Origin of the sequence: Xanthomonas sacchari (genome assembly GCF_024266585.1) — a bacterium.
Lineage (GTDB): Bacteria > Pseudomonadota > Gammaproteobacteria > Xanthomonadales > Xanthomonadaceae > Xanthomonas_A > Xanthomonas_A sacchari_C.
Window position 1 is genome coordinate 4,501,666 of the sequence record NZ_CP100647.1, and the last position, 24,164, is coordinate 4,525,829.

Genomic DNA, 24,164 nt, shown 5'->3' on the forward strand with positions numbered 1-24,164 from the left:
CCGGCAGCGACGGGGGGCGCAAAGCCTAGCAGGCCGAGATGGCGTGCGTTATTCCATTCGATTCTAACGTCGGCGCGCATCGCGGGATGGCTAGGGCCGCGCCTGCGGCGGCGGATGCGCCACCGCGCGGATCCGCTCGCGGTGCAGCAGGTACAGGCCGCTGGCGACGATGATCGCCCCACCCACCCAGGTCCAGGCATCGGGCAGCTTGCGCCACAGCAGCCAGTCCCAGGGGATCACCCACAGCAGGCCGCTGTACTCCAGCGGCGCCACCAGCGAGGCGTCGCCGCGGCGGAACGCCTGGGTCAGCGCCACCTGGCCCAGCGCCCCGGCCAGGCCCATGCCGGCGATCCAGCCGCCATCGGCCGCGCGCAGCGGCGTCCAGTCCGGCAACGCCAGGGCACCGGCGCCCAGCGCCATGATCAGCAGGAACCACACCACCAGCGACTGCGGCGTGTCGGTGCGCGTCAACAGGCTGACCAGCACCGAGGCCACCGCATAGGCGACGGCCGCCAGCAGCACCATCAGCCCCGGCAGCGAGACGAACCCGTCCATGCCGGGGCGCAGCACCACCAGCACGCCGACCAGGCCGACGCCGATCGCCGCCCAGCGCCGCGGGCCCACGTACTCGCCGAGCAGCGGCACCGACAGCGCCGCCACCAGCAGCGGCGCGACGAAGTAGATGGTGTAGGCGGTGGACAGCGGCAGGCTGCGCAAGGCCCAGGCGAAGCAGCCGATCATGGCGATGCCCAGCACGCCGCGCAGCAGCTGCAGCCCCCAGCGCACCGGCAGGATCGCGCGTGGCCCGGCGCTGGCCAGCACCCACAGCAGCACGAACGGCAGCGAGGCGCCACCGCGCAGCGCCGCGACCTGCAGCGCCGGGTAGTGCGCGCTGAGCTGCTTCATCGACGCATCCATCAGCGAAAAGAACGCGACCGCGGCGATCATCCACGCGGCGGCGACGGCATTGGAACGGGAGGTGGGCATCGGCGCATTATCACCGCGATCGGCGACGTGCGTGGCGCCGGGGCAGATCGCGTCGGGACTGCAGTCCCTCCCCCAAGGCGCCGACCAGCGCATCGGCCACTGTCGTCTCCTGTGGGAGCGACTGCAGGGCACCCGCATCCCCTGCTTTTGCCGCGCATCGCACTGTGCCGCAGGAGCGGCTTCAGCCGCGACAGGCGTTGCCGGGAACGCCCCGTCGCGACCGAAGCCGCTCCCACACGGCACCCTGGATCCGGCTTGAATGCGGCGAAAGCAGGTGATTGGGATGCCCTGAAGGCCCCTCCCACATGAGCCAGCCGCACGTCGGCGTGGCTCCATGCCCTCGAAGGATCGGCCGCGACCTGACATGGGCGGCGGTCGCGGCTGAAGCCGCTCCTACGACATGGCGCCAGTGGGGGGGACTGTCGGGTCGACGCAGGACGCCGCACGAATCCCCAATCCCCAATCCCAAATCCCCAATCCCCAATCCCCGCCCCCGGGGCCTGCCCCATGCACGACCCGCACGTTCTACGATAGGCATCTTTGCCGAGGACTCACCATGCCTTCCTTCGATATCGTTTCCGAGGTCGACAAGCACGAGCTGACCAATGCCGTGGACCAGGCCAACCGCGAACTGGCCAACCGCTTCGACTTCAAGGGCGTGGACGCCAAGTTCGAACTCGACGACCAGGTCATCGCGCAGTCGGCGCCCAGCGACTTCCAGGTCAAGCAGATGACCGACATCCTGCGCGCGCGCCTGCTGGCGCGCGGCATCGACGTGCGCTGCCTGGAGTTCGGCGACATGGAGACCAACCTCGCCGGCGCGCGGCAGAAGATCACCGTCAAGCAGGGCATCGAGCAGAAGCTGGGCAAGAAGATCGTCGCCACGCTCAAGGAGGCCAAGCTGAAGGTGGAAGCGCAGATCAACGGCGACAAGCTGCGGGTCAGCGGCAAGAAACGCGACGACCTGCAGGACGCGATCGCGCTGCTGAAGAAAAGCGATTTCGAGCTGCCGCTGCAGTTCGACAACTTCCGCGACTGAGGCCGGGCCACGCCCGTGCGCGGGTGCGAGACGACCACCGCGTGGCGACGGCTTGTCTCGCACTCGACCGCACGATGCTTTCACCGATGGTGCGCCGGTGCACGCGAATGCGCATCGCCTCACCGTCGACGGCTGCGCGGCGGAACGGCGTGCGCTGCATGTCGCGGCGTGCGCACGCCGTCCGGCCTGTGCAGGCGCGCGCACCCCGGCATGGCAAGCGCGGCGCATCCTGAGCATTGCAGCACGTGCGAAAACGCGTGCGGCGCGTCGACACCGGACGGCACCACGCCACCGCACGACCGCCTCCGCGCCGCGGACGCTCGCCGCGCGCGCCACTGTCCCCGGCTAGGCGCCAGCGGCGACGCCCGCGGCCAGCATCCGCCGCCCCTGCGCCACCTCGGCTTCCAGGTCGTGCGCCCAGATCCAGTCGAAGCGCTGCGCCAGGGTCTGCGCCAGCCGCGCATCGTCGGCACCGGCCTGCGGATCGCGCAGTTCGTACAGCTCGCCGGCCTCGCGAGAGGTGCGCTGCACGCGGCAAGCACGCGGCAGGCGCAAGCGCTCGTAGACCTGCAACAGCGCCGGCAGGTCGCCGCGGCGCAGGCCAGGCGTGGCCAGCAGTTGCGCCAGGAAATAGGCGTCTTCCAGGCCCTGCCCGGCGCCGGCGCCCTGGTGCGGCAGCATGGCGTGCGCGGCGTCGCCGATCAGCGCCAGCCGCCCGTGCACGTAGCCGGGCAGTTCGGCCAGATCGTGCAGCGCCCAGTGGGTGGGCGTGTCGATGCACTCCAGCAGCGTGCGCGCGGCCTCGCCCCAGTGCGCGAACGCCTCCAGCATCTCGCGACGGCTGGCCTCGCGTACCCAGGCCTGGCCGGTGCGCCACTGCGGTGACGGGTCGCTGCGGTCGGAGACGAAGGCGACCACGTTGATCAGCCGGCCCTGCTTCACCGGGAAGGTGAGGATGTGCGCGTCCAGGCCCAGCAGCATCTGCGGCACGTCGACCAGGTGCGCGTCCACGCCGCGCGCGGCGAAGGCGGCACGCAAGCGCGCCGCGTCGATCAGGCCGCGATAGGCGCAGGTGCCGGTGAAGCGCGGCGCCGCCGGCGCGTGGCCGAGCGCGCGCAGCACCTCGCCGCGCAAGGCCGACTTGATGCCGTCGGCGGCGATCAGCACGTCGCCTTCGTACTGGCTGCCGTCGGCGAAGCGCACGCGTACCGCGTCGGCGTCCTGCTCCACGGCGACCGCGCGCTTGCCGAAGCGGGCCAGCCCGAACGGCAGGCGCGTGGCCAGTGCGTCGAGGAAGTCGGCGCGATGCACCGACGACTGGCCAACGCCGGGCGCCAGGGTCTGCCCGAGCAGCCGCGCGTCCTCGCCGCGGCGCCATTCGAACCACACGTCCTGCCACGGCGCGGGGGTGCGGTCGGCGAGCTCGGCATAGGGCTCGCCCATGCCCAGGCCGGCCAGCGCGCGCACCGCATTGGGTCCGAACGAGACGCCGGCGCCGATCTCGCCGAACGCCGGCGCCGATTCGAACAATTGCACGTCGAGATGGCGGTGGCGGCACAGGCCCAGGGCCAGGCCGACGCCGGCGATGCCGCCGCCGACGATGCCGATGCGCAGGGGGGATGCAGGATTCATCTGGAGTCTCCGGTGGGGAACGTCAGTCGCGGCCGGCCAGCAGGATCTTCTCGGCCAGCCGCGCGGGCGCGCTGAAACACACTTCGTGGCTGCCCGGCAGGCTGACCAGGCGGTAGGCGCCCAGGCGCGCGCTCAGCCGCGGATGCCAGCCGTACTCGCCTGGCGGCAACGCCACGTCGTCGGTGGCGTAGAGCCAGCTGCGCGGGATCTGCAGGTCGTGGAAGCGCTTGAGCGGCACCGCATCGAAATGGCTGCGCGCGGGCGTCGGGCTCAGCCGCGCGTAGGCCTGCTGCGCCTGGGCCAGGTCGGCGTCGCCGATGAAACCGTCGCGCCAGATCGGGAACGGCAGCATGATGCCGCCGTCGGCATCGACCGCGTTCTTCCACAGCGCCTGGTAATGCGGCGGCAGCAGGTCGAACAGCGCCTCGCCGTCGCGCAGCACGAAGGCGTTGTGGAACACCAGGCGTTTGCAGCGCTCCGGCTCCTCCTCGGCCAGGCGCTGCACGATGCTGCCGCCCCAGCTGTGGCCGAGCACGACCAGGTCGCGCAGGTCGTGGCGGCGCACGTAGTCCACCACCGAGGCCACGCAGTCGGCGTGGGAGACGCGCTTGTCGGCGCCGGCGCCATGCCCGGCGATGGTCGGCGCATGCACCTGCACGCCGTGCGCGCGCAAGTGGTCGGCGACGCCGTCCCAGGCGTGGCCGTCGTGCCAGGAACCGTGCAGCAACAGATAGGTTTGCATGGGTCGTCTCCGTGCGGCTCAGCGGAAGGTCCAGCCGAGGCCGAGATTGAAATAGGTGAGATCGCGGGTGCCGGCCTGCACGCCGCCGCTGGCGACCGCGCCGCCCGGCGCATGGGTGACGCTGCCGGTCAATGACAACTGCGGCGACAGCCGCCAGGTCGCGCCCAGCGCGTAGTGGCGGTACTGCGCCAGCGGCGCCAGCACCGCCAGCTGCGCCTGGCTGTCGGGAATCAGGCGACTGGCGCGGGAATAGCCCAGCCGCAGCGACCACGCATCGTCCAGGCGATACTCGGCACCGAACCGGAGCACGCGCTGGCTGCGCCAGCCGAAACCCGGGCCGTCCGCAGCGCCGAGCGCCCCGCCCTGGTCGATGCGGTTGCCGTAGGCGCGTTCGCCGGACCAGTCGATCCACAGCCAGTCGGCGGCCAGGGTCAGCGCGTCGCTGGCCTGCCAGGCCAGGCCGGCGCCGGCCTGCTGCGGCAGGTCCAGGCGGCCTTCCGGCAACAGCCCGCGGTAGCGCTGCAGGCGGCCGAAGCGGATGCGGCTGGACCAGGTGACGCCGGCGCTCAGGCCCGGCGCCAGTTGGCCGTACCAGCCCAGCGCGACGCCGTAGCCGTACGCGGAGTCGGCACCGGCCGACTGGAAACCGATGCCCTCCAGGCCGGCGATGTGCAGGCGCTGGTAGGCCAGCCGCGGCGACAGGCCCAGGTACTGATGCTCGCCCACGCGCCAGGCCAGGGTCGGCGCCAGCACCACCTGCTGCAGCTTGGACAGGGTGTCGTGCGTGCCGTAGACCGGCGTGCCGTAGTCCAGCGCCACGCCATGGCCGAACACCGATACGCCCAGGCTCAGGTCGTCGTTGAGCTGGCGGTTGTAGCCGGCGGTCGGTACCGGGATCAGCGCGTCGTCCTTGTAGCGCGTCGTGCCGACCTGGCTGCGCACCGGCGCCGAGATCAGGGTGAGGTCGGCATCGACGCGGTCGCCGACCGCGCCCATGCCGGCCGGGTTGTTGGCCGAGGCCGCCGCATCCAGCGGCAAGGCGATCGAGGTGCCGGCCAGGCCCTGGGTCTGCGCGCCATAGCCGGGCAGCGCCACGCCGTTGTTGGCGGCGGCGCCGCCGGAGACCGCCGCCATGGTCCACAGCAGCGTGGTCCAGCGCGGCGTGCCGTGGCGTTGCGCCCTGCGGCGCGTTGGATGTGGAAACTGCTGCATGATCGGGCCCTCCCTCCGAGCCGATGCGTGGATGCGGCCGCCAGCCGGCGGCGCGCAGGGGTCCGTACCGCCACCGAAAGCGGCGGCGGCAACGGGTGCCAGGAACTGAAAACGGCGTTGGGTGCTGCGCCGCGGCCGCAAGGTGGCCGCGGTGCGCGTCGGCTAGGCGGCCGCGCGGCGGCGCGCCGGATTGGCCTGGTTGTCGACGCCGTCGACCAGCGGGGTCAGGTGGAAATCGAAGGCGATCTCGGCGAACGGGCCGTCCACGCCGTTGGCGGCGATGCTGGCCGGGTCGTGGTGCTCCACGATCGCCGGCACCAGGCCGTCGCGGGTGGCGTAGGCGAAGTCGTCGTCGACCAGCGGGTCGCCGGCGATGTTGATCTGCGTGGTCAGCTTGCGGTGGCCGTCGGCGCCGATGAAGAAGTGGATGTGCGCCGGCCGCTGGCCATGCCGGCCGAGCGCGAACAGCAGGCGTTCGGTCGGGCTGCCCGGCGGCACGCCGTAGCCCTTGGGCACGATGCTGCGGAAGCGGTACCGGCCGTTGTCGTCGGCGACGATGGTGCGGCGCATGTTGAACGGCGCCTGCTTGCCGGTGGGATCGAAGTGCGAATAGAAGCCGCGCGTGTCGCAGTGCCAGACCTCGACCGTCGCGCCGGGCAGCGGGCGGCCGTCGGCGCCGTACACGGTGCCGTGCATGATCAGGGTGTGGCCGTTCTCGTCGCTGCCGTCGTCGAGCCGGGCGACGCCGTGCGCCACCGGCGCGCCGGCCACGTACAGCGGCCCTTCGATGGTGCGCGGGGTGGGGTTGTCGATGCCCAGTTCGGCATCGATGGCGTCCAGGCGCAGGTCCAGGAAGTGGTCCAGGCCCAGCCCGGGCGAGATCAGCCCGGCCTGCCCGGCCGCGCCCAGGTCGTTGAGCCAGGCGATCGCCGCCCAGTACTCGTCCGGGGTGATCTCCAACTCGTCGATGCTGCGGAACAGATCCGACAGCACGCGGTGCACGATCTGCTTCACCCGCGGCGTGCCGCCCGGCATGTCCAACCCGCTGACCTGGCGCAGGAACGCCTGCACGTCGGGGGTGGCGAAGATCTTGACGCTCATGGTGATGCCCTTCCTTTCTCGTGGTGGCGATGGCGGCCGAGACACGTCCCCTCCCGAGGGAGCGTCCGCAGCGGAACTAGCGATCGTCCTCGTACAGCGACGAGGGGTGGCGGCACAGCGGGGTGACCGCGATGCGCATGTAGGGGAACAGCGGCAGCGACAGCAGCAACGCGTGCAGTTCGGCGTTGTCGGCCACGTCGAAGATGCTGACGTTGGCGTACTGCCCGACCACCCGCCAGATGTGCCGCCAGCGACCGTCGCGCTGCAGCGCCTGGAAGCGCGCCTTCTCCTCGCGCTTGAGCTGCTCGGCCCGTTCGGGCGGCATGTCGGCGGGAAGATTTACGTCCATGGTCACGTGGAACAGCATGGTTCAGTCCTCCGCGGTGGCGCTGACCGCCACCACGCTGCGGCCGCGATCGCGGCGGAAGGCCTGCACGCGCGCCTCGTCCAGGGCGATGCCCAGGCCGGGGCCGGCGGGCAGGTGCAGGTGGAAGTCGGCGTAGCGCAGCGGCTCGGTCAGCAGTTGCTCGGTCAGCAGCAGCGGCCCGAACAGTTCGGTGCCCCACTGCAGTTGCGGGAAGGTGGCGAACACCTGCGCCGAGGCGACGGTGCCGATCGGCCCTTCCAGCATGGTGCCGCCGTACAGGCCGATGCCGGCCGCCTCGGCGATGGCGGCGACCTTCTGCGCGGCGATCGGCCCGCCGGACGGCTCGATCTTCACCGCGAACACGTCGGCCGCCGGCGCGCGCGCGGCCAGGAACGCGCTCTCCGGCCCGGCCAGGATCTCGTCGGCCATCAACGCCAGCGGGAAGCGCTGCATCAGCCGCTGCATCGCCTCGCGCGAGGCCACCGGCTGCTCCACCAGTTCGCAGCCGGCATCGGCCAGCGCGGGCAGCGCGCGCACCGCCTCGGCCTCGCTCCAGGCCATGTTGACGTCGACCCGCACCGCGCCGCGCGCGCCCAGCGCACGCTTGATCGCGGCCACGTGGGCGATGTCCTCGGCCGGCGGCCGCGCGCCGATCTTCAACTTGAACACCTGGTGGCGGCGCAGGTCCAACATCTGCTCGGCCTCGGCGATGTCGCGCGCGGTGTCGCCCGAGGCCAGCGTCCAGGCCACCGGCAGGCGCTCGCGCAGGCGCCCGCCCAGCAGCTCGGACAGCGGCAGCCCGACGCGCTTGCCCTGCGCGTCCAGTAGCGCGGTCTCCACCGCGCACTTGGCGAAATGATTGCCCTTGACCTGCTTGCCGATGCGCTGCATCAGCGCCTGCACGCCGCTGGCGTCGGCGCCGACCAGCAGCGGCGCCAGGTAGCGGTCGATCGCCAGCTTCATGCCTTCCGGGCTCTCCGCGCCGTAGGCCAGGCCGCCGATGGTGGTGCCTTCGCCGAGGCCGACCACGCCGTCGGAGCAGTGCAGGCGCACCAGCATCAGGGTCTGCCCCTGCATGGTCGCCACCGACAGGCGGTGCGGACGGATGGTCGGCAGGTCGAGCAGCAGGGTCTCGACGCGCTCGACGGTGGGGGCGGTGCGGCGGGTGGGGGTCGGCAACGGGTCCATGCGCGCCACACTGCGCCGGCCGCGCAGCCACGTCCAAGACTCTGTCGGTCTCGTTGCATACCTTTTTGGTATGTTGTTGGCGCAACCCGCATGATTGCTGGCTTTATTGCAGCGCAACATACCTCGAACGAATACGACTTCCGATGGACCTGCGCCAACTTCGCTACTTCGTCGCGGTCGCCCGCGAGCGCAATTTCACCCGCGCCGCCGAACTGCTGCATATCGCCCAGCCGCCGCTGAGCCGGCAGATCCAGCACCTGGAGGAGCAACTGGGCACGCGCCTGATCGTGCGCAGCAGCCGCCCGCTGCGGCTGACCGACGCCGGCAAGCTGTTCTACGAGGAAGCGCTGCAGGTGCTGGGCCGGGTCGAGCAGATGCAGGACGCCGCGCGCCGGATCGGCCGCAGCGAGCAACGCGTGTTCGCGATCGGCTTCGTCGCCTCCGCGCTCTACGGCGGCCTGCCGATGCTGGTGCGGCGCCTGCGCCAGCAGCGTCCGGCGCTGGACATCCGTCTGCTGGAACTGATGTCCGGCGAGCAGATCGAGGCGTTGAAGACCGGCCGCATCGACCTGGGCGTGGGCCGCATCCGCCACGACGACGAGAGGGTGGAGCGGTTCGTGCTGCGCGAGGAACGCCTGGTGGTCGCGCTGCCGATGGAACATCCGCTGGCCGCCTCCGACGCGCCGCTGGCACCGGAGGCGCTGAACGCGCAGCGCCTGATCGTCTACCCCAACCAGCCGCGGCCGAGCTTCGCCGACCAGGTGCTGTCGCTGCTGCACGACCACGGCATCCGCCCGCTGGCGGTGCAGGAGGTGCGCGAACTGCAGACCGCGCTGGGCCTGGTCGCCGCGGAGATGGGCGTGTGCGTGATTCCCGCGTCGGTGCGGGTGCTGCGCCGCGACCTGCACTACCGCCTGCTCGACGACGCCCACGCCACCTCACCGATCATCCTCAGCCACCGCCGCAACGACAGCTCCGAGTTGCTGCCGCTGATCAAGCGGCTGATCCGCGAGATGTACACGGAAACGCCGGCGTGGCTGGACACCGCCTACAATCGCCTGCACCTTCCCTAGGCCATTTCCGCGACCGATGCACGACGAGATTCCTGGCGACGCGCCCGATTACCTGGGCGACACCCGCCGCTGGCTGGAACGCGCGGTGATCGGTTTGAACCTGTGCCCCTTCGCCAAGGCGGTGCACGTCAAGCAGCAGATCCGCTACGTGCTCAGCGACGCGAGCACGCCCGAGGCGCTGCTCGAACAATTGGCCGAGGAACTGGTGCTGCTGCGCGACACCCCGGCCGAGCAGATCGACACCACGCTGATCGTGCACCCGGACGTGCTGCAGGACTTCCTGGACTACAACGACTTCCTCGACAACGCCGACGCCGCGGTCGAGGCGCTGGACCTGCAGGGCATCCTGCAGGTGGCCAGCTTCCACCCGCAGTACCAGTTCGCCGGCACCGCCCCGGACGACATCGGCAACTACACCAACCGCGCGCCCTACCCCACCCTGCACCTGTTGCGCGAGGACAGCGTGGAGCGCGCCGTGGCCGCCTTCCCGGACGCGGACGTGATCGTGGAGCGCAATCTGCGGACGCTGGAGACGCTGGGCCTGGAGGGCTGGAAGCGGGCGGTTGAGGGTCGGGATTCGTGATTGGGGATTGGGGAGTCGGGATTGGGGATTGGCAAAGGCGGGGCGCGGTCGCGGCTGAAGCCGCTCCTACGCGAGCCGCGCACGTCGTTCCAGACGCCATGCGCTTTTACAAATCCCCAATCCCGAATCCCTAATCCCGGCCCTCAAACAGCACCGCCACGTCCGCCGCCTGCAGCACCCGCCACTGCCCGGCCGGCAGATCCCCCAGGCCGAAACCGCCGATGCGGCTGCGATGCAGCGCGGTGACGTGGTTGCCGACCGCGGCGAACATGCGCCGTACCTGGTGATAGCGGCCTTCGTGCAGGGCCACGCGCACCTGGCGCGGCCCCAGCGTCTCCAGCTCCACCGGCAGCAGCGGCGTGGTCTCGCCGTCGAGCAGCAGCGTGCCGCTGGCGAACTGCGCCGCTTCGTCGCCGCGCAGGTCCTCGGCCAGGCTGGCCTCGTAGACCTTGGCCAGCCGCGCCTTCGGCGAGACGATGCGATGCAGCAGCGCGCCGTCGTCGGTCATCAGCAGCAGGCCGCTGGTGTCGCGGTCCAGCCGCCCGACCGTGGACAGCAGCGGCGAGCGCAGGCGGAAACGCGGCGGCAGCAGGTCGTAGACGATGCGCCCCGGGTCCTTGGTCGAGCAGGTGTAGCCGACCGGCTTGTGCAGCGCCAGGATCAGCCCGGGCGGCGGATCCAGCGCTTCGCCGTCGACCCGGATCGTCGCGTGCGGCACCTGGTCGTCGGCGTACAGCACCTCGCCCTCGGCATCGGTGATGCGGCCTTCGCGGAACATCAGCGCCACCTGCTTGCGGCTGCCGTAGCCCAGGTTGGCCAGATGCTTGACCAGTTTCATCGGCGCGCTCCGCCGCGGCTGCGCACCGCGTGGATCAGCTTGAAGCCGTCGCGGGTGGCGAGCACCTCGGTCTGGCCGAAGCTGGCATCGAGTACCGCCTCGTAGGGCAGATGGCGGTTGGCGACCAGGAACAGGCGCCCGCCGGGCGCCAGCGCCTGCGCCGCCACCGCGATGAAACGCCGGCCGATGTCCGGCCGTTCCATCCGCCCCGGGGCGTGGAACGGCGGATTGCTGACGATGACGTCGTACTGCCCTGGCAGCCCCGCGGTCACGTCGTGCCAGTGGAAGCCCAGCGCCACGCCGGCCGGCGCCTGCGCCAGGTTGGCGCGCGCCAGCGCCAGCGCACGCGCGTCGGCCTCGAACAGGTCCAGCGCGGTCAGCTGCGGGCAGCGCGCCAGCAGTTCCGCCGACAGGTAGCCATAGCCGGCGCCGAGATCGGCGGCGCGGCCGCGCAGGTCGGCGGGCAGATGCTCGGCCAGCAGCGCCGAGGCCGGGTCGACGCGGTTCCAGGCAAACACGCCGGGACGGCTGCGGAAGCGCCCGTCCAGGATCGGCCGCACCGCATCCAGCGTCGCCCAGCGCTGCTGCAGCGCGGCGTCGTGGCCGCCCTGCAGCGGCGCGGTCCAGTACACCCGGCAGTGGTGCTTGGTCAGCTTGCCGCCGAGGCCGGCCAGCTGCTGCAGGTCGTCCTCGCCGGAGCGCGCGCCCTCGTTGTTGGCCTGGCAGGCCACCACCACGCCGCCCGGCGCGGCCAGCGCCACCGCGCGCGCCAGCAGCGCCCGCGCTTCCTCGCGCTGGCGCGGCGGCAGCACCAGCACCAGTGCGTAGCCGCCGGCATCGGCATCGCCGTCCTGCTCGGCGCGCACCGTCCAGCCGCCCTGCTGCAGCGCCGTGGCGAACGGCCGGTAGTCCTGTTCGCAGACCAACTGCGCCGGCGGCTGCGCGTGCTGGCGCAGCGCCCAGCCGTCGCGGGCGCGCAGGAACAGCACCTTGCCCGCAGGCCAGCGCAGCACGCCCTGGGCGAACGGCAGGAACAGGGTGTCGAGGGGGGCGTCTTGCGCAGCCGGCATCGGGCGTGGTCGTCGGGACAGGGACGCGCATTCTACCGGCAGCGCGCCACCGTCCGGATTTTGCGCGAATCCAACGCATCATTGATGTTCCGGCAACATCGGCGCGCCTAGGCTGCAAGGCACCCAACGACTGGAGAGGCAGCATGCGCGCAGTGTTCATCGGCGGCGTCGTCGACAACAGCGAAGTGGACCTGGATGGCAGCCAGCCGCCGTTGCACTACCCGGAGAACACCGGCACCGGGCGTCCGCGCTACCGCCTGCACCAGCGCGGCGCGCGCGACGACGGCAGCGTGGTCTATGCCGTCTACGCCGCCCCGGAACTGGGCGACACCGAAGTCGAACGGGTGTTCAACGAACGCGGTTACGCCCGCCGTTTCGGTGTGGAGCCGGCGCCGGTGGAGCATTGACGGCAGGCAGTCGATGTAGGAACCGTTGCAGGGTGGGTTTAACCGCGAGCCAGGCGTTCCTGTGAATGCGTCGGTCGCGGCTGAAGCCGGTCCTACGAGGGCGATTGCAGGGCGTTTTGCTGTGCCCGACGCCTCTGTTCTCTCTTTCCGACCGCAAATGCGGTCACCTTTTCCCAATGTAGGAGCGGCTTCAGCCGCGACGGGCATTACCGATCACGCCCGTCGCGGCTGAAGCCGCCCCTACGGGCGCATCTGCATCGGCGTTGCACGGCGCAACCGCGAACAGCGCGATGCGCGATCGCTCGGACCCTAGGCCGCACCGTGTCGGCCAAGGCATTCGTAGGAGCGGCTGCAGCCGGGACCGGACTTCATCACCACGACGTCCGCGTCGCCGCTCCTACGGATAGTGCAGGCAGGCGCGTGCAGCGCGCCCGCCGCTCACTTGCCCGGCTTCGGCGTCACCCGCCACACGATGTTGCCGACGTCGTCGGCCACCAGCAAGGCACCGGGCTTGTCCACGGCCACGCCGACCGGGCGGCCCTGCGCGCGGCCTTCGGCGTCGAGGAAGCCGGTCAGCACGTCCTGCGGCTTGCCGCTGGGCTTGCCGTTGACGAAGGGGACGTAGATCACCTTGTAGCCCGACGGCGGGTCGCGGTTCCAGGAACCGTGCTGGCCGATGAAGGCGCCGCCGCGGTAGGTCGGCGGCAGCAGCGCGCCTTCGTAGAAGGCAAGGCCCAGCGAGGCGGTATGCGCGCCCAGCGCATAGTCCGGCTTGATCGCGCTGGCCACCATTTCCGCGTTCTGCGGCTGCACGCGCTCGTCCACGTGCTGGCCGTAGTAGCTGTACGGCCAGCCGTAGAAACCACCCTCGCGCACCGAGGTCAGATAATCGGGCACCAGGTCGCTGCCGAGCTCGTCGCGTTCGTTGACCACGGTCCACAACGTGTCGGTGCCGGGCTGCCAGGCCAGGCCGACCGGATTGCGCAGGCCGCTGGCGAACACGCGGGTGGCGCCGCTGGCCGCGTCCACTTCCAGGATCGCGGCGCGGTTGAGTTCCTGCTCCATGCCGTTCTCGGCGACGTTGCTGTTGGAACCGACACCCACGTACAGCTTCTTGCCGTCGCGGCTGGCGAGCAGGCTCTTGGTCCAGTGGTGGTTGATGCCGCCGGGCAGGTTGGCGACGAAGCTGGGCGCGGCGGTGATCTGGGTATCGCCGTCCTTGTACGGGAAGCTGACCAGCGCATCGGCGTTGGCCACGTACAGGCGGTCGCCGACCAGGGCCATGCCGAACGGCGAATACAGGCCCTTGAGGAACTGCGTGCGTACCTCGGCCACGCCGTCGCCGTCGGCATCGCGCAGCAGGGTGATGCGGTTGGCGCTGGGCACGCTGGCGCCGGCCTTGGCCATCATCGCGCCCTGGATCTTGTCGCGCAGGCCACCGCTGTCCTTTTCCGGCGCCGGCGGCTCGGCGGTCTCGGCGACCAGCACGTCGCCATTGGGCAGCACGTACAGCCAGCGCGGATGGTCCAGGTCGCGGGCGAACGCCTGCACCGCCAGGTCGGCGGCCGGCACCGGCGCGGCGCCATCGGCCCAGCGCTTGACCTCGGCGACCTTGACCGTGGGGATCATGCGCTTGACCGGGTCGGGCAGCACCGGATCCGGTCCCATGCCCTCCTCGATGGAGTGCTTGGCAGTGTCGCCGCAGGCGGCGAGCAAGGCGGCACTGAGCGCACACAACACCCAACGGGCGCGAATCGGCGAAGACATGACCATGTGTCTTGGATATCCGGAAGCTCGGGGGGAACGCCGATGATGCACAGCCCCGGCGCGGAAAGAGTGAAAGACGCGTCAAGAGCCCTCGCTGCGCGGGTCGACGTCCCAGGGCCGCGGCGGCAGCGGGCGCACGCTGCGGATCTGGTCCAGCCACAGGTAGCGATGCTGGGCCGGATCGTCGAGGTCGTCGATGCGCACCTGCGCATTGCTGCCCTCGTTGCCGTCGGCGTCGCGGAACTGCTGGATGCTGGGGCGCACCGACACGGTGCCGAAGCACACGCTGCCGTCGTTCAACTCGATACGCACATGCGCCTGGCCGGGCAGTTGCAGGATCAACGCTTCCAGCGCCTGGATCTGCGCCTGGTCGGTGTGGATACGCTCGGCATACTGGGTCATCGGCGGACTCCGTGGAGGGACCGCGGCAGCCTAGCGCCGTCGGCGTGAGCCGGCGGGCAAGAGCGCAGGGCCGGCCCTAGCGCTGCCGCGCGAAGCGCACCGCCGAGACCAGTTGCGCCACGCTGTACGGCTTGGCCAGGTGCTCCTGGAAGCCGGACTGCAACGCACGCTGGCGATCGTCGGCGCGCGCCAGCGCGGTCACCGCCACCGCCGGCAGTTCGTCCGCGTCCAGGCCCATGTTCTCGCGCACGGTGCGGATCAGGCCGTAGCCGTCCATGCCCGGCATGCCGATGTCGGTCACCATCACGTCGATCGTGGCATGGCCGCCGCCGTCGAGCACCCCCAGCGCCTCGCTGGCCGATCCCACCGCCACCACCTCCGCGCCCTGCTCCTCGAGCAGGCGCCGCAGGTAGTCGAGCATGTCCGGCTGGTCCTCCACCGCCAGCAAGCGCACGCCCTTGAGCGAATACGCCTCGACCACCTGCTCGGCCATCGCGAACGCGCGCACCTCGCGCAGCGGGCGCGAGCCCGGCGCGTCGCGGTGCAGCGGCAGGCGCACGGTGAACACCGAACCGCAGCCGCGGCCTTCGCTGGCCGCGCTGATCTGGCCGCCGTGCATCTCCACCAGCTGCTGCACGATCGCCAGGCCCAGGCCGAGGCCGCCGTGCAGGCGCGTGGTGGTGCTGTCGGCCTGGCGGAAGCGGCCGAACAGATGCGGCAGGAATTCCGGCGGGATGCCGTCGCCGGAATCGCGCACCGCCACGCTGACGTGCTGGCCGTCGTCCTCCAGCTCGATCGCCAGCGCGATGCGCCCGTGCGCGGGCGTGAACTTGATCGCATTGGACAGCAGGTTCCAGAACACCTGCTGCAGGCGCGTGGCGTCGCCCAGCACCCTGCACGGCTGCGACGGCGCCTGCAGGCTCAGCGCCTGGTCCTTGCCTTCGGCCACCGGCTCCTGCGCGCGCATCGCCTCGCGCACCTGCTCGGCCAGGTCCAGCGCCTCCACTTCCAGCTGCACCTTGCCCAGCAGCATGCTGCTGAGATCGAGCATGTCGGAAATCAGCCGCTGCTGCGCGCGCGCGCTGCTGGCGATGACCGACAGGCCCTTGCTGCTGGGGTCGCCCGGCGGCAGCCGCTGCAGCAGCAGGTCGCTCCAGCCGAGGATGGTGGTCAGCGGCGTGCGCAGTTCGTGCGAGAGCGTGGCCAGGAACTCGTCCTTCAGCCGCGCCATGCTCTCGGCGGCGTTGCGTGCGCTGCGCTCGGACTCCAGCAGCTGCTCGCGCGCCAGTTCGATGTCGCGGCGCTCGGTCACGTCCGGGCTGCTGCCGGCCAGGCCGATGAACTGGCCCTCGGCGGAATAGCGCGGCACAGCGGTCATCTCCACCCAGCGCCATTCGCCGTCGTGGCGGCGCGCGCGCACCAGCGCGCGCAGGTTGCGCTGGTCGTGCAGCGCGTTGCGCAGTTCGTAGGCGAACACGCCCACGTCCTCCGGATGCAGCACGTCGCCCCAGCCCGGGCGCGCCGTGTCGGTATCCAGATCGATGCCGAAGAATTCGGCATAGGCGGTATTGGTGAAGCGCAGTTCGCCCTGGGCGTCCAGCACCCACACCGGCATCGGCAGGCCCTCGGCCAGCGCGCTGAAGCGCGCCTCGCTCTCGGCCAGGTCGCGCTCCACCCGCTTGCGCTCGGTGACGTCGAGGAACTGCACGGCGACCAGGCGCTGCTCGGGCGCGCCGATCCGGAACGCATCCACGGTCCACCAGCGTCCCAGCGGCGTGGAGAAATTCTCGAACTTGGCCGAGCGTCCGCTCAGCGCGACCTCGCCATACAGCTGGAACCAGTGCTCCTCATGGGTCGGCGCCAGTTCGCGCATGCGTCGGCCGACCGCGTCGCGTATGCCGGTTTCGCGCTCGAACGCCCGATTGACCTCCAGGAAAACGTAGTCCACCGCACGCTGGGCATCGTCGAACAGCACCTGGATCACGCAGAAGCCGGAGTCGATCTTGTCGAAGATTTCGCGGTAATGCAGGTTCGTCGCCTGCGCGAACGAAGACGCGGTGGAGTCTGGACTGGCATGCATGACGGAGTAGCTCTGGAAGCGGCCTGCGACCACGGATGAAATCGCCGCGCATCCGTGGCGCCGACAGCGGCGCGCCGAGAATCGCGAGACGGACCCCCCATCTTGTTAAGCCACTCTGCCGCCGTCAAGCCGCCGGGTCCGCGGCGCTCGCGCTCACCCGACCCCGTCACCAGAGGAAGGCGACCACCAGCACGATGCCCAGCAGCGACAGGCCGATGCCGGCCAGCACCATCCACTGGGTCAGGCGCGCATTGCGCAGCGCCTGCTCTTCCAGCCAGCGCTCTGCCTCTTCGCGCCAAGGCGGCGGCGGCGACGCGGCCAGCAACTGCTGCACGCGCGCCGGTCCCAGCTGCCGGCAGTGCCGACGGCATTCTTCGGGGACCACGGCGCGCTCGGGTGCACTGACGACGGACATGACAACGTTCCTGAATTGCTCAACCCAGCGTGAAACGCGGCGCGTCGCCGGCCAGTTCGTGCTCCACCGCCATCCGCGCCAGGCGCGAGTAGTTGGCGCGCGGGCCGGCGCCGCGGCCGACGATCAGGCCCAGGTACTCCAGGCCGGTCCACACCCGCGCCTTCCACTCCACGCCGTCCTCGGCCAGCACCAGGGTCAGGGTGTAGCGGAAGCTCTGCCCCTGCGGGCTGCGATAGTGGTAGCTGGGCGGGAACTGCACGGCCACGTCCCGCGCCTCGCCGAGCGAGGCCAGGTAGCGCCGCAACAGCTGGCGCACGTCGTCGCCAGGATTGAGCCGCAACTGGCGTGCCGCATCGTCCAGGTTGGCCTGATGCTCGACGAACGCGGCCGCGCCGCTGGCCGGGCTGTGCCCGTGGCGCTTGGCCCAGTCGATGAACTGCAGGCGCACATCGCTGCCGGTGTGGGCCTGGTGGAACAACGGCGTCTTCATGCGATCCCCGCATCACTCCAATGGTCTCCATGCTGGCGCGCGCGCCGTGAAGCAGGCGGCGAGGCGGCGTGATCCGCCCGTCATGCCGCACGGATGAATCGGCGGCCAACGGCCGCCGCCGCGCGCGTCGCCGCGATTGCGGGCGCGCCGGCACAGGCACACACTGGGCGTACGCCTCCTGGAGATCCGTCATGAAGATCCGCTATGCCTGGACGGCGCTGGCTGTTGCCTGCCTGTGGGCAGGCGGCGCCTCCGCCGAGATCCGCAACGTCACCGACCCGCAGGCCCCGCGCAGCCTCAGCAGCGACGGCCCGGTGCAGGTGAGCTGGGCCGATCCGGCCACCTTCAGCGAACTGCGGCAGAGCCGCAACCGCTGGGAAGCCGAACGCGGCGACTGGGTACAGGACCTGGCCGCCTATCTGCAGAAGCAGGCCGCCAAGCAACTGCAGCCCGGCCAGCGCCTGGACATCAAGCTCACCGACATCAAGCGCGCCGGCGACTTCGAGCCGTGGCACGGCCCGAACTGGAACGACGTGCGGGTGATGCGCGACCTGTACCCGCCGCGGATCAGCCTGGACTTCACCCTGTACGGCGCCGACGGCCAGGTGCTGGCGCAGGGCCAGCCCAAGCTGATGGACCCCAGCTATCTGTACAACAGCTCGGTCGGCCTGAGTACCGACCCGCTGCGCTACGAAAAGCGCATGCTCGACGACTGGCTGCGCCGCCAGTTCCGCAAGGACAGCGCGGTCGCCGAGCGCTGAGACCGCACGCGCGGCGCCGGCAGCGCGCCGGCGCCGTCAGCCATGGCTCACGCGCCGAGGTAGACGCGCGGGGCGCGCTTGAGGCCGCACAGCAGCCGGTAGGCGCTGGACGCGCAACGCCCCGCCAGCGCGTCGATGCGCGGCTGCTCGCCCCACAACTGCACCTCGCTGCCGAGGCCGGCCTGCGGGTGGTCGGTCAGGTCCACGGTCAGCATGTCCATCGACACGCGCCCGATCAGCTCGCCGGGCACGCCGTCGATCAGCACCGGCGTGCCATTGGGCGCGAACTGCGGATAGCCGTCGGCATAGCCGATCGCCACCACGCCGACCCGGGTCGGCCGCGCCGCGACGAAACGCGCGCCATAGCCGACCGGCTCGCCCGGTGCCAGTTCGCGCACGGAGATGATGCGGGACTGCAGGGTCATCACCGGGCGCAGTTCGCCGGGCAGCGTGGCCGCCGCGGCGAACGGATCGGCGCCGTACAGCATCAGGCCCGGGCGTCCCCAGTCGTTGCGCAGGCCCGGCCAGCCGAGCAGCGCCGGCGAGTTGCACAGGCTGGTCTCGCCGGCCAGGCCGGCGCTGGCCTGGCGGAACACCTCCACCTGCTCCTGCGTGCGCGCGCTGTCCAGCTCGTCGGCGCGGGCGAAGTGACTCATCAGCACCAGCCGCTCGACCTGCGGCAACGCACTCAGCCGCGCGTGCGCGGCACGGAATTCCGCCGGCGCCAGGCCGAGCCGGTGCATGCCGCTGTCCAGCTTCAGCCACAGGCACAGCGGCTGCGGCGCGGCGAAGGCGGCGATCGCCTCCACCTGCCAGGGCGAGGCGACCGCGCACCACAGCCGGTGTTCGGCGACCAGCGGCAGTTCCTCGGCGTCGAAGATGCCTTCCAGCAACAGGATCGGCGCGGCGATGCCGGCCTGGCGCAGCTCCAGCGCCTCCTCGATGCAGGCCACCGCGAAGCCGTCGGCCTCGCCGTCCAGCGCGCGCGCGCAGGCCACCGCGCCGTGCCCATAGGCATCGGCCTTGACCACCGCCAGCGCCTTGCCGCCGCTCAGCCGGCGGGCCAGGCGGTAGTTGTGGCGCAGCGCGTCGAGGTCGATCAATGCACGGGCTGGGCGCACGCGACGGCCTCGGCGACGGACGCGGCGGAACCGCGGGAATAACGGAAGATGTCCAGGCCCTCGCCGCTGATCTGCGGCTGCCGCGAGACCATCAGGTCGGCCAGGTAACGGCCCGAACCGCAGGCCATGGTCCAGCCCAGCGTGCCGTGGCCGGTGTTGAGGAACAGGTTGCGGTAGCCGGTGGCGCCGACCACCGGCGTGCCGTCCGGCGTGGCCGGGCGCAGCCCGGTCCAGAACTCGGCCGCGGCCAGGTCGCCGCCGCGCGGGTACAGGTCGTTGACCACCTTCTCCAGGGTGGCGCGGCGCCGCGCCGGCCGCGACAGGTCGAAGCCGGCCAGTTCGGCCATGCCGCCGACGCGGATGCGTTCGTCGAAGCGGGTGATCGCCACCTTGTAGCTCTCGTCGAGAATGGTGGAGGTGGGCGCCAGCGCCGCGTCGCGGATCGGCAGGGTCAGCGAATAGCCCTTCAGCGGATACACCGGCAGGCGGATGCCCAGGGGCGCCAGCAGGCCGGGCGAATAGCTGCCCAGCGCGACCACGTAGCGGTCGGCGCGTTCCAGCCGGCCGCCGATGCGCACGCCGTCGATGCGGTCGCCATCGGCCTGCAGGGCCTCGATGGTCTCGCCCTGGCGGAACTGCACGCCGGCCGCGGCGGCCATCGCCGCCAGGCGCTGGGTGAACAGGCGGCAATCGCCGGTCTGGTCGTTGGGCAGGCGCAGCGCGCCGACCAGGCTGGCCGGCGCGCTGGCCAGGGCCGGCTCGACCCGGGCGATGCCGGCGCGGTCCAGCAGTTCGTAGGGCACGCCGTACTCGCGCAGCACCTCGATGTCCTTGGCCGCGCCGTCCAGCTGCTGCTGGGTGCGGAACAACTGGGTGGTGCCGAGCTGGCGGCCTTCGTAGGCGATGCCGGTCTCGGCGCGCAACTGGTCCAGGCAGTCGCGGCTGTACTCGGACAGGCGCACCATGCGCGCCTTGTTGATCGCATAACGCTCGGCGGTGCAGTTGCGCAGCATCTGCGCCAGCCACAGGTACTGCTGCAGGTCGGCGGTGGGGGTGATCGCCAGCGGCGCATGCCGCTGGAACAGCCATTTCAGCGCCTTCAGCGGCACCCCGGGCGCCGCCCAGGGCGAGGCGTAGCCGGGCGAGACCTGCCCGGCATTGGCATAACTGGTCTCCAGGCCGGCCGCCGGCTGGCGGTCGACCACCGTCACCTCGCAGCCGTTGCGGGCCAGATACCACGCCGTGGCCGTGCCGATCACACCGCTGCCGAGAACCAGAACCCGCATGCGCTTACTCCGTTCGGATCAATTCCCTGGCTGGATGGCGCCAGGGCAGAAGTTCGGTGCAGTATAGGCAGCACAACCCAGGATTTTCTCCTGATTTCTGCCGGCCCGGCAGGCCAAACCCCTGAGACCCGCCCGCATGGCCGCACGCCTCCGCGAACTGGACAAGATCGACCGCAAGATCCTGCGCATCCTGCAGCAGGAAGGGCGCATTTCCTTCACCGAACTGGGCGAGCGGGTCGGCCTGTCGACCACGCCGTGCACCGAGCGGGTGCGGCGGCTGGAACGCGACGGCGCCATCACCGGCTACTACGCGCGGCTGGACCCGCACTACCTCAAGGCCAGCCTGCTGGTGTTCGTGGAGATCAGCCTGGCCTACAAGTCCGGCGACATCTTCGAGGAATTCCGCCGCGCCGCGCTGAAGCTGCCCAACGTGCTCGAATGCCACCTGGTCTCGGGCGACTTCGACTACCTGCTCAAGGCGCGCATCAGCGAGATGGCGTCCTACCGCAAGCTGCTGGGCAGCACCCTGCTGACCCTGCCGCACGTGCGCGAGTCCAAGAGCTACATCGTGATGGAGGAAGTGAAGGAAACGCTCAGCCTGCCGATCGCCGACTGAGCGTTTCGCGCTGGGCGCAGGTCAGGAAACCAGCAGCTTCTCCAAGTCGTCGCGCGAGGAATTGGCGTGGTTCTTGGCCAGTTCGGCCACCACCCGCTTCTGGACCTCCTTGTGCAGCAGCGGCCGCAACTGCCCCAGCGTATGCGGGTCGGCGACCAGCATCAGGTGCTCCACCTGCCCGCGCAGCGCGTCCTGGTACAGGCGCTCGGCCACCTGGCGCACGAACCCGGCCTCGTCCATGGTCATCGGCCGGTCGCCGTCCTCCACACCCTCGATCGGCGTCGGGTTCAGCACCTCGGTCTGCTCCAGCAGCGCGGTCTCGCCGGCCAGATTGACCCGGAACAGGCGCGCGCTGGTGCGATCGGCGACGACGATCAGAGTGTTGTCGGGAAGCTTGCTCATCGGTTCTCCTGGCGAACGTGGCGCCGCGCGAATCGCGGCCGTCGGGGCAGTCTAGGAACCGATTTGTGAGGATGGCGGCCACGCAGCGTTCGCCGCGCGTTGGCCGCCCTGACGCCGCCGCATCAGTCCTGGATGCGGACCCCGTCGCCGCTGGGCACGGTGTTGTAGTAGCGGCCGGTGCGCGTGTCCAGCGCGCGGTTCGGCCCCACCTGCATCGCCCCGGGGATCACCTGGCCGCTGCGGTCGTACAGGCGGACCGGACGGCGCCCGGACGGGTCGGCGACCGCGGCGGCCTGTGTTGCGGGGCTGGCCGCGCGTCGGTGCCGGGTCTTTCCTTGCGGCCGCTCGTCCAGGCTGGACGACACCGGTGTGGCCTTGGGCGCGGTGGCCGACGCCGGCGGCCGCGCGTCGAGACGGCTGGCCACCGAGGGCGGCGGCGGTGGCGCGGACTGCAGGGTATTGGCGTCGCGATTGCCGGCCGGTGCGCCGGGCACCGGCTTGAGCGCCTGCGCGGCGGCGAGCGCCGGCACGAGCAGGACGACGGCGGCAGCACATGGCAGCAAGCGGTTCACGAGGGCTCCATCGACGGACCGGGAAGAGGATTCCACGCTAGCGCATCGGCGGCGGCGCGTCGACGCCGCGCCGGCGCGCTTGATCCGCCCCGTACAGCCCTCATGTTGTTTTCCCTCTTCCAGCCACGGGCCCCGCCATGCGCCGATTCGACCTCACGCCCCCCACCGCCGCCGAACGCGAGCAGCTGGTGGCCGGACTGAACCTGGAGGAACGCCGGGTGCTGCTGCAGCACGGCACCGAGGCGCCGTTCTGCGGCGTGTTCCTGGACAACAAGCTGGAGGGCGTCTACACCTGCCGGCTGTGCGGACTGCCGCTGTTCCGCTCCAGCGCCAAGTTCGATTCCGGCACCGGCTGGCCGAGCTTCTTCGCGCCCTACCACCCCGACCACGTGCGCGAACTGCGCGACACCAGCCACGGCATGATCCGCACCGAGATCGTCTGCGCCCGCTGCGACAGCCATCTCGGCCACGTGTTCCCGGACGGCCCGCCGCCGAGCGGCGAGCGCCACTGCCTGAATTCGGTCTCGCTGCACTTCACCGAACAGGGCCAGGCGCTGCCCAACCCGCTGCACCGCGGCGGTGGCGAGACCGAACCGGCCTGATTCCGGCGCCGCCGCGCCGCCACAGGGAGACACCGGTATGCGTACCCCGTTGCGTCCCGTTCTGCTCCTGCCGCTACTCCTGGGCCTGGGCGCCTGCCAGCGCAGCCCCGGCCCGCCGCCGCCGGCCGCCCCCGCGGCGGCCGCGTCCTCGCCGACCGCCGCGCCCGGCCTGCAGGCCGATGCCCTGCCCATGCAGTGGCGCTGCGGCGAGGAGTTGGTGCGGGCGGCCGCCGATCCGGCCCGCGAGCGCCTGGCCCTGCAGGTGCGCGGCACCCGCCTGGACATGCAGCGCACCGATGCCGGCACCGGCGCGCGCTACACCGATGCGCTGGGCAATGTCTTCCTGCAGTCGCAGCCGGACCAGGCCACGCTGACCCTGGCGGGCGTGGGCAAGACGCTCAAATGCGTTCGCCACGACAGCGGCATGACCGGCTGAGCCGCCGGTCGGCCGCCCGGGCCGCCAAAAACCCGGCACAGTTCACACCTTCAGAATGGCGCCGCGGGGCCGACATCTAGAGCGTCCCCGCTCCGGCCCGCAGGCTGCCCCCGCCATGCTCATCATCGTTGGCTTCATCGTCGTCATCATCAGCGTGGTCGGCGGCTACGTGCTGTCGCACGGCAAACTGGGCGCGCTGTGGCAGCCCTACGAGCTGATGATCATCGGTGGCGCGGCGCTGGGCGCGTTCCTGGTTAGCACCCCGGGCAAGATCGTCAAGGCGACGCTGACCGGCGTGCTGGGCGTGTTCAAGGGCCCGCAGTACAAGGCCGACGACTACCGCAGCACCCTGACCCTGATCTACGAACTGCTGAACAAGGCGCGCCGCGACGGCTTCATGGCGCTGGAAGACCACGTCGAGCGCCCGGCCGACAGCGCCATCTTCGGCAACTATCCGAAAGTGCTGGCCGACCACCACCTGCTCGACTTCATCACCGACTGCCTGCGCCTGATGATCGGCAGCAACATCGAGCCGCACGAACTGGAGCCGCTGCTGGAACTGGAGCTGGAGAAGCACCACCACGAGGCGATGGCGCCGGCGCATGCGCTGAGCAAGGTGTCCGACGGCCTGCCCGGCTTCGGCATCGTCGCCGCGGTGCTGGGCATCGTCATCACCATGGGCTCGATCGGCGGCCCGATCGAAGAGATCGGCCACCACGTCGGCGCCGCGCTGGTCGGCACCTTCCTCGGCATCCTGCTGGCCTACGGTTTCGTCGCGCCGCTGTCGGCGGCGATGGAAGCGCGCGCCGAGCAGGACAGCCGCATCTTCGAATCGGTGAAGACCGCGCTGCTGGCCTGCCTGCGCGGCTACAACCCGAAGATCGCCCTCGAATTCGCGCGCAAGACCCTGCCGACCGACGTGCGGCCGAGCTTCGCCGACTTCGAATCGCATCTGAAGACGATCAAGTAACGCGG

General features: G+C 71.0%; 27 protein-coding genes. 9 read left to right on the forward strand and 18 right to left on the reverse strand.

The features are described 5' to 3' along the window. Positions 1–90: 90 nt before the first annotated feature. Complete coding sequence (locus NKJ47_RS18920) at positions 91–987, reverse strand: DMT family transporter (RefSeq protein WP_254459272.1); 897 nt, start codon at positions 985–987, stop codon at positions 91–93. A gap of 556 nt (positions 988–1,543) precedes the next feature. Between NKJ47_RS18920 and NKJ47_RS18925 the strand changes: the two genes are divergently transcribed. After that, positions 1,544–2,026, forward strand: a complete 483-nt coding sequence (locus tag NKJ47_RS18925; RefSeq protein WP_254459273.1) for a YajQ family cyclic di-GMP-binding protein — start codon at positions 1,544–1,546, stop codon at positions 2,024–2,026. Between the two features lie 345 nt (positions 2,027–2,371). Here NKJ47_RS18925 and salA read toward each other — a convergent pair whose 3' ends face one another. The 6 genes from salA to NKJ47_RS18955 all read right to left on the reverse strand — a co-directional run bounded on the left by salA (position 2,372) and on the right by NKJ47_RS18955 (position 8,268). Then, the gene (salA, locus tag NKJ47_RS18930; RefSeq protein WP_254459274.1) at positions 2,372–3,658 is read right to left on the reverse strand and encodes a salicylate 1-monooxygenase; all 1,287 of its coding nucleotides are present in this window, start codon (positions 3,656–3,658) and stop codon (positions 2,372–2,374) included. Positions 3,659–3,680: 22 nt separating this feature from the next. Next, positions 3,681–4,400, reverse strand: coding sequence for an alpha/beta fold hydrolase (locus NKJ47_RS18935; protein WP_254459275.1), 720 nt, complete (start codon positions 4,398–4,400; stop codon positions 3,681–3,683). Positions 4,401–4,418: 18 nt separating this feature from the next. After that, on the reverse strand, positions 4,419–5,612 hold the full coding sequence (locus NKJ47_RS18940; protein ID WP_254459276.1) for an OmpP1/FadL family transporter: 1,194 nt from the start codon (positions 5,610–5,612) through the stop codon (positions 4,419–4,421). Positions 5,613–5,774: 162 nt separating this feature from the next. Next, positions 5,775–6,713, reverse strand: a complete 939-nt coding sequence (gene catA / locus NKJ47_RS18945) for a catechol 1,2-dioxygenase (RefSeq protein ID WP_254459277.1) — start codon at positions 6,711–6,713, stop codon at positions 5,775–5,777. 76 nt (positions 6,714–6,789) lie between these two features. After that, complete coding sequence (gene catC, locus NKJ47_RS18950) at positions 6,790–7,080, reverse strand: muconolactone Delta-isomerase (protein ID WP_254459278.1); 291 nt, start codon at positions 7,078–7,080, stop codon at positions 6,790–6,792. A 3-nt stretch (positions 7,081–7,083) separates the two neighbouring features. Then, the gene (locus NKJ47_RS18955; RefSeq protein ID WP_254459279.1) at positions 7,084–8,268 is read right to left on the reverse strand and encodes a muconate/chloromuconate family cycloisomerase; all 1,185 of its coding nucleotides are present in this window, start codon (positions 8,266–8,268) and stop codon (positions 7,084–7,086) included. Positions 8,269–8,411: 143 nt separating this feature from the next. Here NKJ47_RS18955 and NKJ47_RS18960 point away from each other — a divergent pair, with 143 nt between their 5' ends. Together NKJ47_RS18960 and NKJ47_RS18965 are read left to right on the forward strand one after the other, a co-directional pair. Then, positions 8,412–9,341 (forward strand): LysR family transcriptional regulator, encoded by a 930-nt coding sequence (locus tag NKJ47_RS18960; RefSeq protein ID WP_254459280.1) that lies wholly within the window; start codon positions 8,412–8,414, stop codon positions 9,339–9,341. A gap of 16 nt (positions 9,342–9,357) precedes the next feature. After that, positions 9,358–9,924, forward strand: a complete 567-nt coding sequence (locus tag NKJ47_RS18965; RefSeq protein WP_254459281.1) for a DUF1415 domain-containing protein — start codon at positions 9,358–9,360, stop codon at positions 9,922–9,924. A 130-nt stretch (positions 9,925–10,054) separates the two neighbouring features. Here NKJ47_RS18965 and NKJ47_RS18970 read toward each other — a convergent pair whose 3' ends face one another. Then, positions 10,055–10,762 (reverse strand): pseudouridine synthase, encoded by a 708-nt coding sequence (locus NKJ47_RS18970; protein WP_254459282.1) that lies wholly within the window; start codon positions 10,760–10,762, stop codon positions 10,055–10,057. After that, on the reverse strand, positions 10,759–11,832 hold the full coding sequence (locus NKJ47_RS18975; protein ID WP_254459283.1) for a class I SAM-dependent methyltransferase: 1,074 nt from the start codon (positions 11,830–11,832) through the stop codon (positions 10,759–10,761). The genes NKJ47_RS18970 and NKJ47_RS18975 overlap by 4 nt, the downstream gene beginning before the upstream one ends. 143 nt (positions 11,833–11,975) lie before the next feature. Here NKJ47_RS18975 and NKJ47_RS18980 point away from each other — a divergent pair, with 143 nt between their 5' ends. Further along, positions 11,976–12,239, forward strand: coding sequence for a hypothetical protein (locus tag NKJ47_RS18980; protein WP_017908770.1), 264 nt, complete (start codon positions 11,976–11,978; stop codon positions 12,237–12,239). Between the two features lie 438 nt (positions 12,240–12,677). Here the strand turns inward: NKJ47_RS18980 and NKJ47_RS18985 are convergent, their stop codons facing one another. From NKJ47_RS18985 to NKJ47_RS19005, 5 genes are all read right to left on the reverse strand, one after another. Beyond that, positions 12,678–14,012 carry a PQQ-dependent sugar dehydrogenase gene (locus NKJ47_RS18985; protein ID WP_254459284.1) on the reverse strand — a complete coding sequence of 445 codons (1,335 nt, stop codon included), beginning with the start codon at positions 14,010–14,012 and terminating at the stop codon, positions 12,678–12,680. 75 nt (positions 14,013–14,087) lie between these two features. Then, positions 14,088–14,408 (reverse strand): DUF3247 family protein, encoded by a 321-nt coding sequence (locus tag NKJ47_RS18990; protein WP_254459285.1) that lies wholly within the window; start codon positions 14,406–14,408, stop codon positions 14,088–14,090. Between the two features lie 76 nt (positions 14,409–14,484). Beyond that, complete coding sequence (locus NKJ47_RS18995; protein ID WP_254459286.1) at positions 14,485–16,488, reverse strand: hybrid sensor histidine kinase/response regulator; 2,004 nt, start codon at positions 16,486–16,488, stop codon at positions 14,485–14,487. 166 nt (positions 16,489–16,654) lie between these two features. Next, entirely contained in the window at positions 16,655–16,903 is a 249-nt protein-coding gene (locus NKJ47_RS19000) for a hypothetical protein (RefSeq protein ID WP_254459287.1), read from the reverse strand. Positions 16,904–16,922: 19 nt separating this feature from the next. Continuing rightward, positions 16,923–17,393, reverse strand: a complete 471-nt coding sequence (locus NKJ47_RS19005; protein WP_254459288.1) for a hypothetical protein — start codon at positions 17,391–17,393, stop codon at positions 16,923–16,925. Between the two features lie 191 nt (positions 17,394–17,584). Between NKJ47_RS19005 and NKJ47_RS19010 the strand changes: the two genes are divergently transcribed. Beyond that, positions 17,585–18,154, forward strand: a complete 570-nt coding sequence (locus NKJ47_RS19010) for a DUF3016 domain-containing protein (protein ID WP_254459289.1) — start codon at positions 17,585–17,587, stop codon at positions 18,152–18,154. A gap of 47 nt (positions 18,155–18,201) precedes the next feature. Here the strand turns inward: NKJ47_RS19010 and alr are convergent, their stop codons facing one another. Together alr and NKJ47_RS19020 are read right to left on the reverse strand one after the other, a co-directional pair. Beyond that, entirely contained in the window at positions 18,202–19,275 is a 1,074-nt protein-coding gene (gene alr, locus NKJ47_RS19015; protein ID WP_254459290.1) for an alanine racemase, read from the reverse strand. Next, entirely contained in the window at positions 19,254–20,561 is a 1,308-nt protein-coding gene (locus NKJ47_RS19020) for a D-amino acid dehydrogenase (protein ID WP_254459291.1), read from the reverse strand. The genes alr and NKJ47_RS19020 overlap by 22 nt, the downstream gene beginning before the upstream one ends. 136 nt (positions 20,562–20,697) lie before the next feature. On the opposite strand from NKJ47_RS19020, the gene NKJ47_RS19025 reads away from it, so the two are divergent. Beyond that, entirely contained in the window at positions 20,698–21,177 is a 480-nt protein-coding gene (locus NKJ47_RS19025) for an Lrp/AsnC ligand binding domain-containing protein (RefSeq protein WP_017908762.1), read from the forward strand. 21 nt (positions 21,178–21,198) lie between these two features. Here the strand turns inward: NKJ47_RS19025 and NKJ47_RS19030 are convergent, their stop codons facing one another. After that, complete coding sequence (locus NKJ47_RS19030; RefSeq protein WP_048492458.1) at positions 21,199–21,579, reverse strand: host attachment protein; 381 nt, start codon at positions 21,577–21,579, stop codon at positions 21,199–21,201. 122 nt (positions 21,580–21,701) lie between these two features. Then, the gene (locus tag NKJ47_RS19035) at positions 21,702–22,151 is read right to left on the reverse strand and encodes a hypothetical protein (protein ID WP_254459292.1); all 450 of its coding nucleotides are present in this window, start codon (positions 22,149–22,151) and stop codon (positions 21,702–21,704) included. A gap of 137 nt (positions 22,152–22,288) precedes the next feature. Here NKJ47_RS19035 and msrB point away from each other — a divergent pair, with 137 nt between their 5' ends. From msrB to motA, 3 genes are all read left to right on the forward strand, one after another. Continuing rightward, positions 22,289–22,753 carry a peptide-methionine (R)-S-oxide reductase MsrB gene (msrB, locus tag NKJ47_RS19040; RefSeq protein ID WP_254459293.1) on the forward strand — a complete coding sequence of 155 codons (465 nt, stop codon included), beginning with the start codon at positions 22,289–22,291 and terminating at the stop codon, positions 22,751–22,753. 37 nt (positions 22,754–22,790) lie between these two features. Further along, the gene (locus NKJ47_RS19045) at positions 22,791–23,189 is read left to right on the forward strand and encodes an MliC family protein (RefSeq protein WP_254459294.1); all 399 of its coding nucleotides are present in this window, start codon (positions 22,791–22,793) and stop codon (positions 23,187–23,189) included. Positions 23,190–23,304: 115 nt separating this feature from the next. Beyond that, positions 23,305–24,159, forward strand: a complete 855-nt coding sequence (gene motA, locus NKJ47_RS19050) for a flagellar motor stator protein MotA (RefSeq protein WP_254459295.1) — start codon at positions 23,305–23,307, stop codon at positions 24,157–24,159. Positions 24,160–24,164 lie beyond the last annotated feature (5 nt).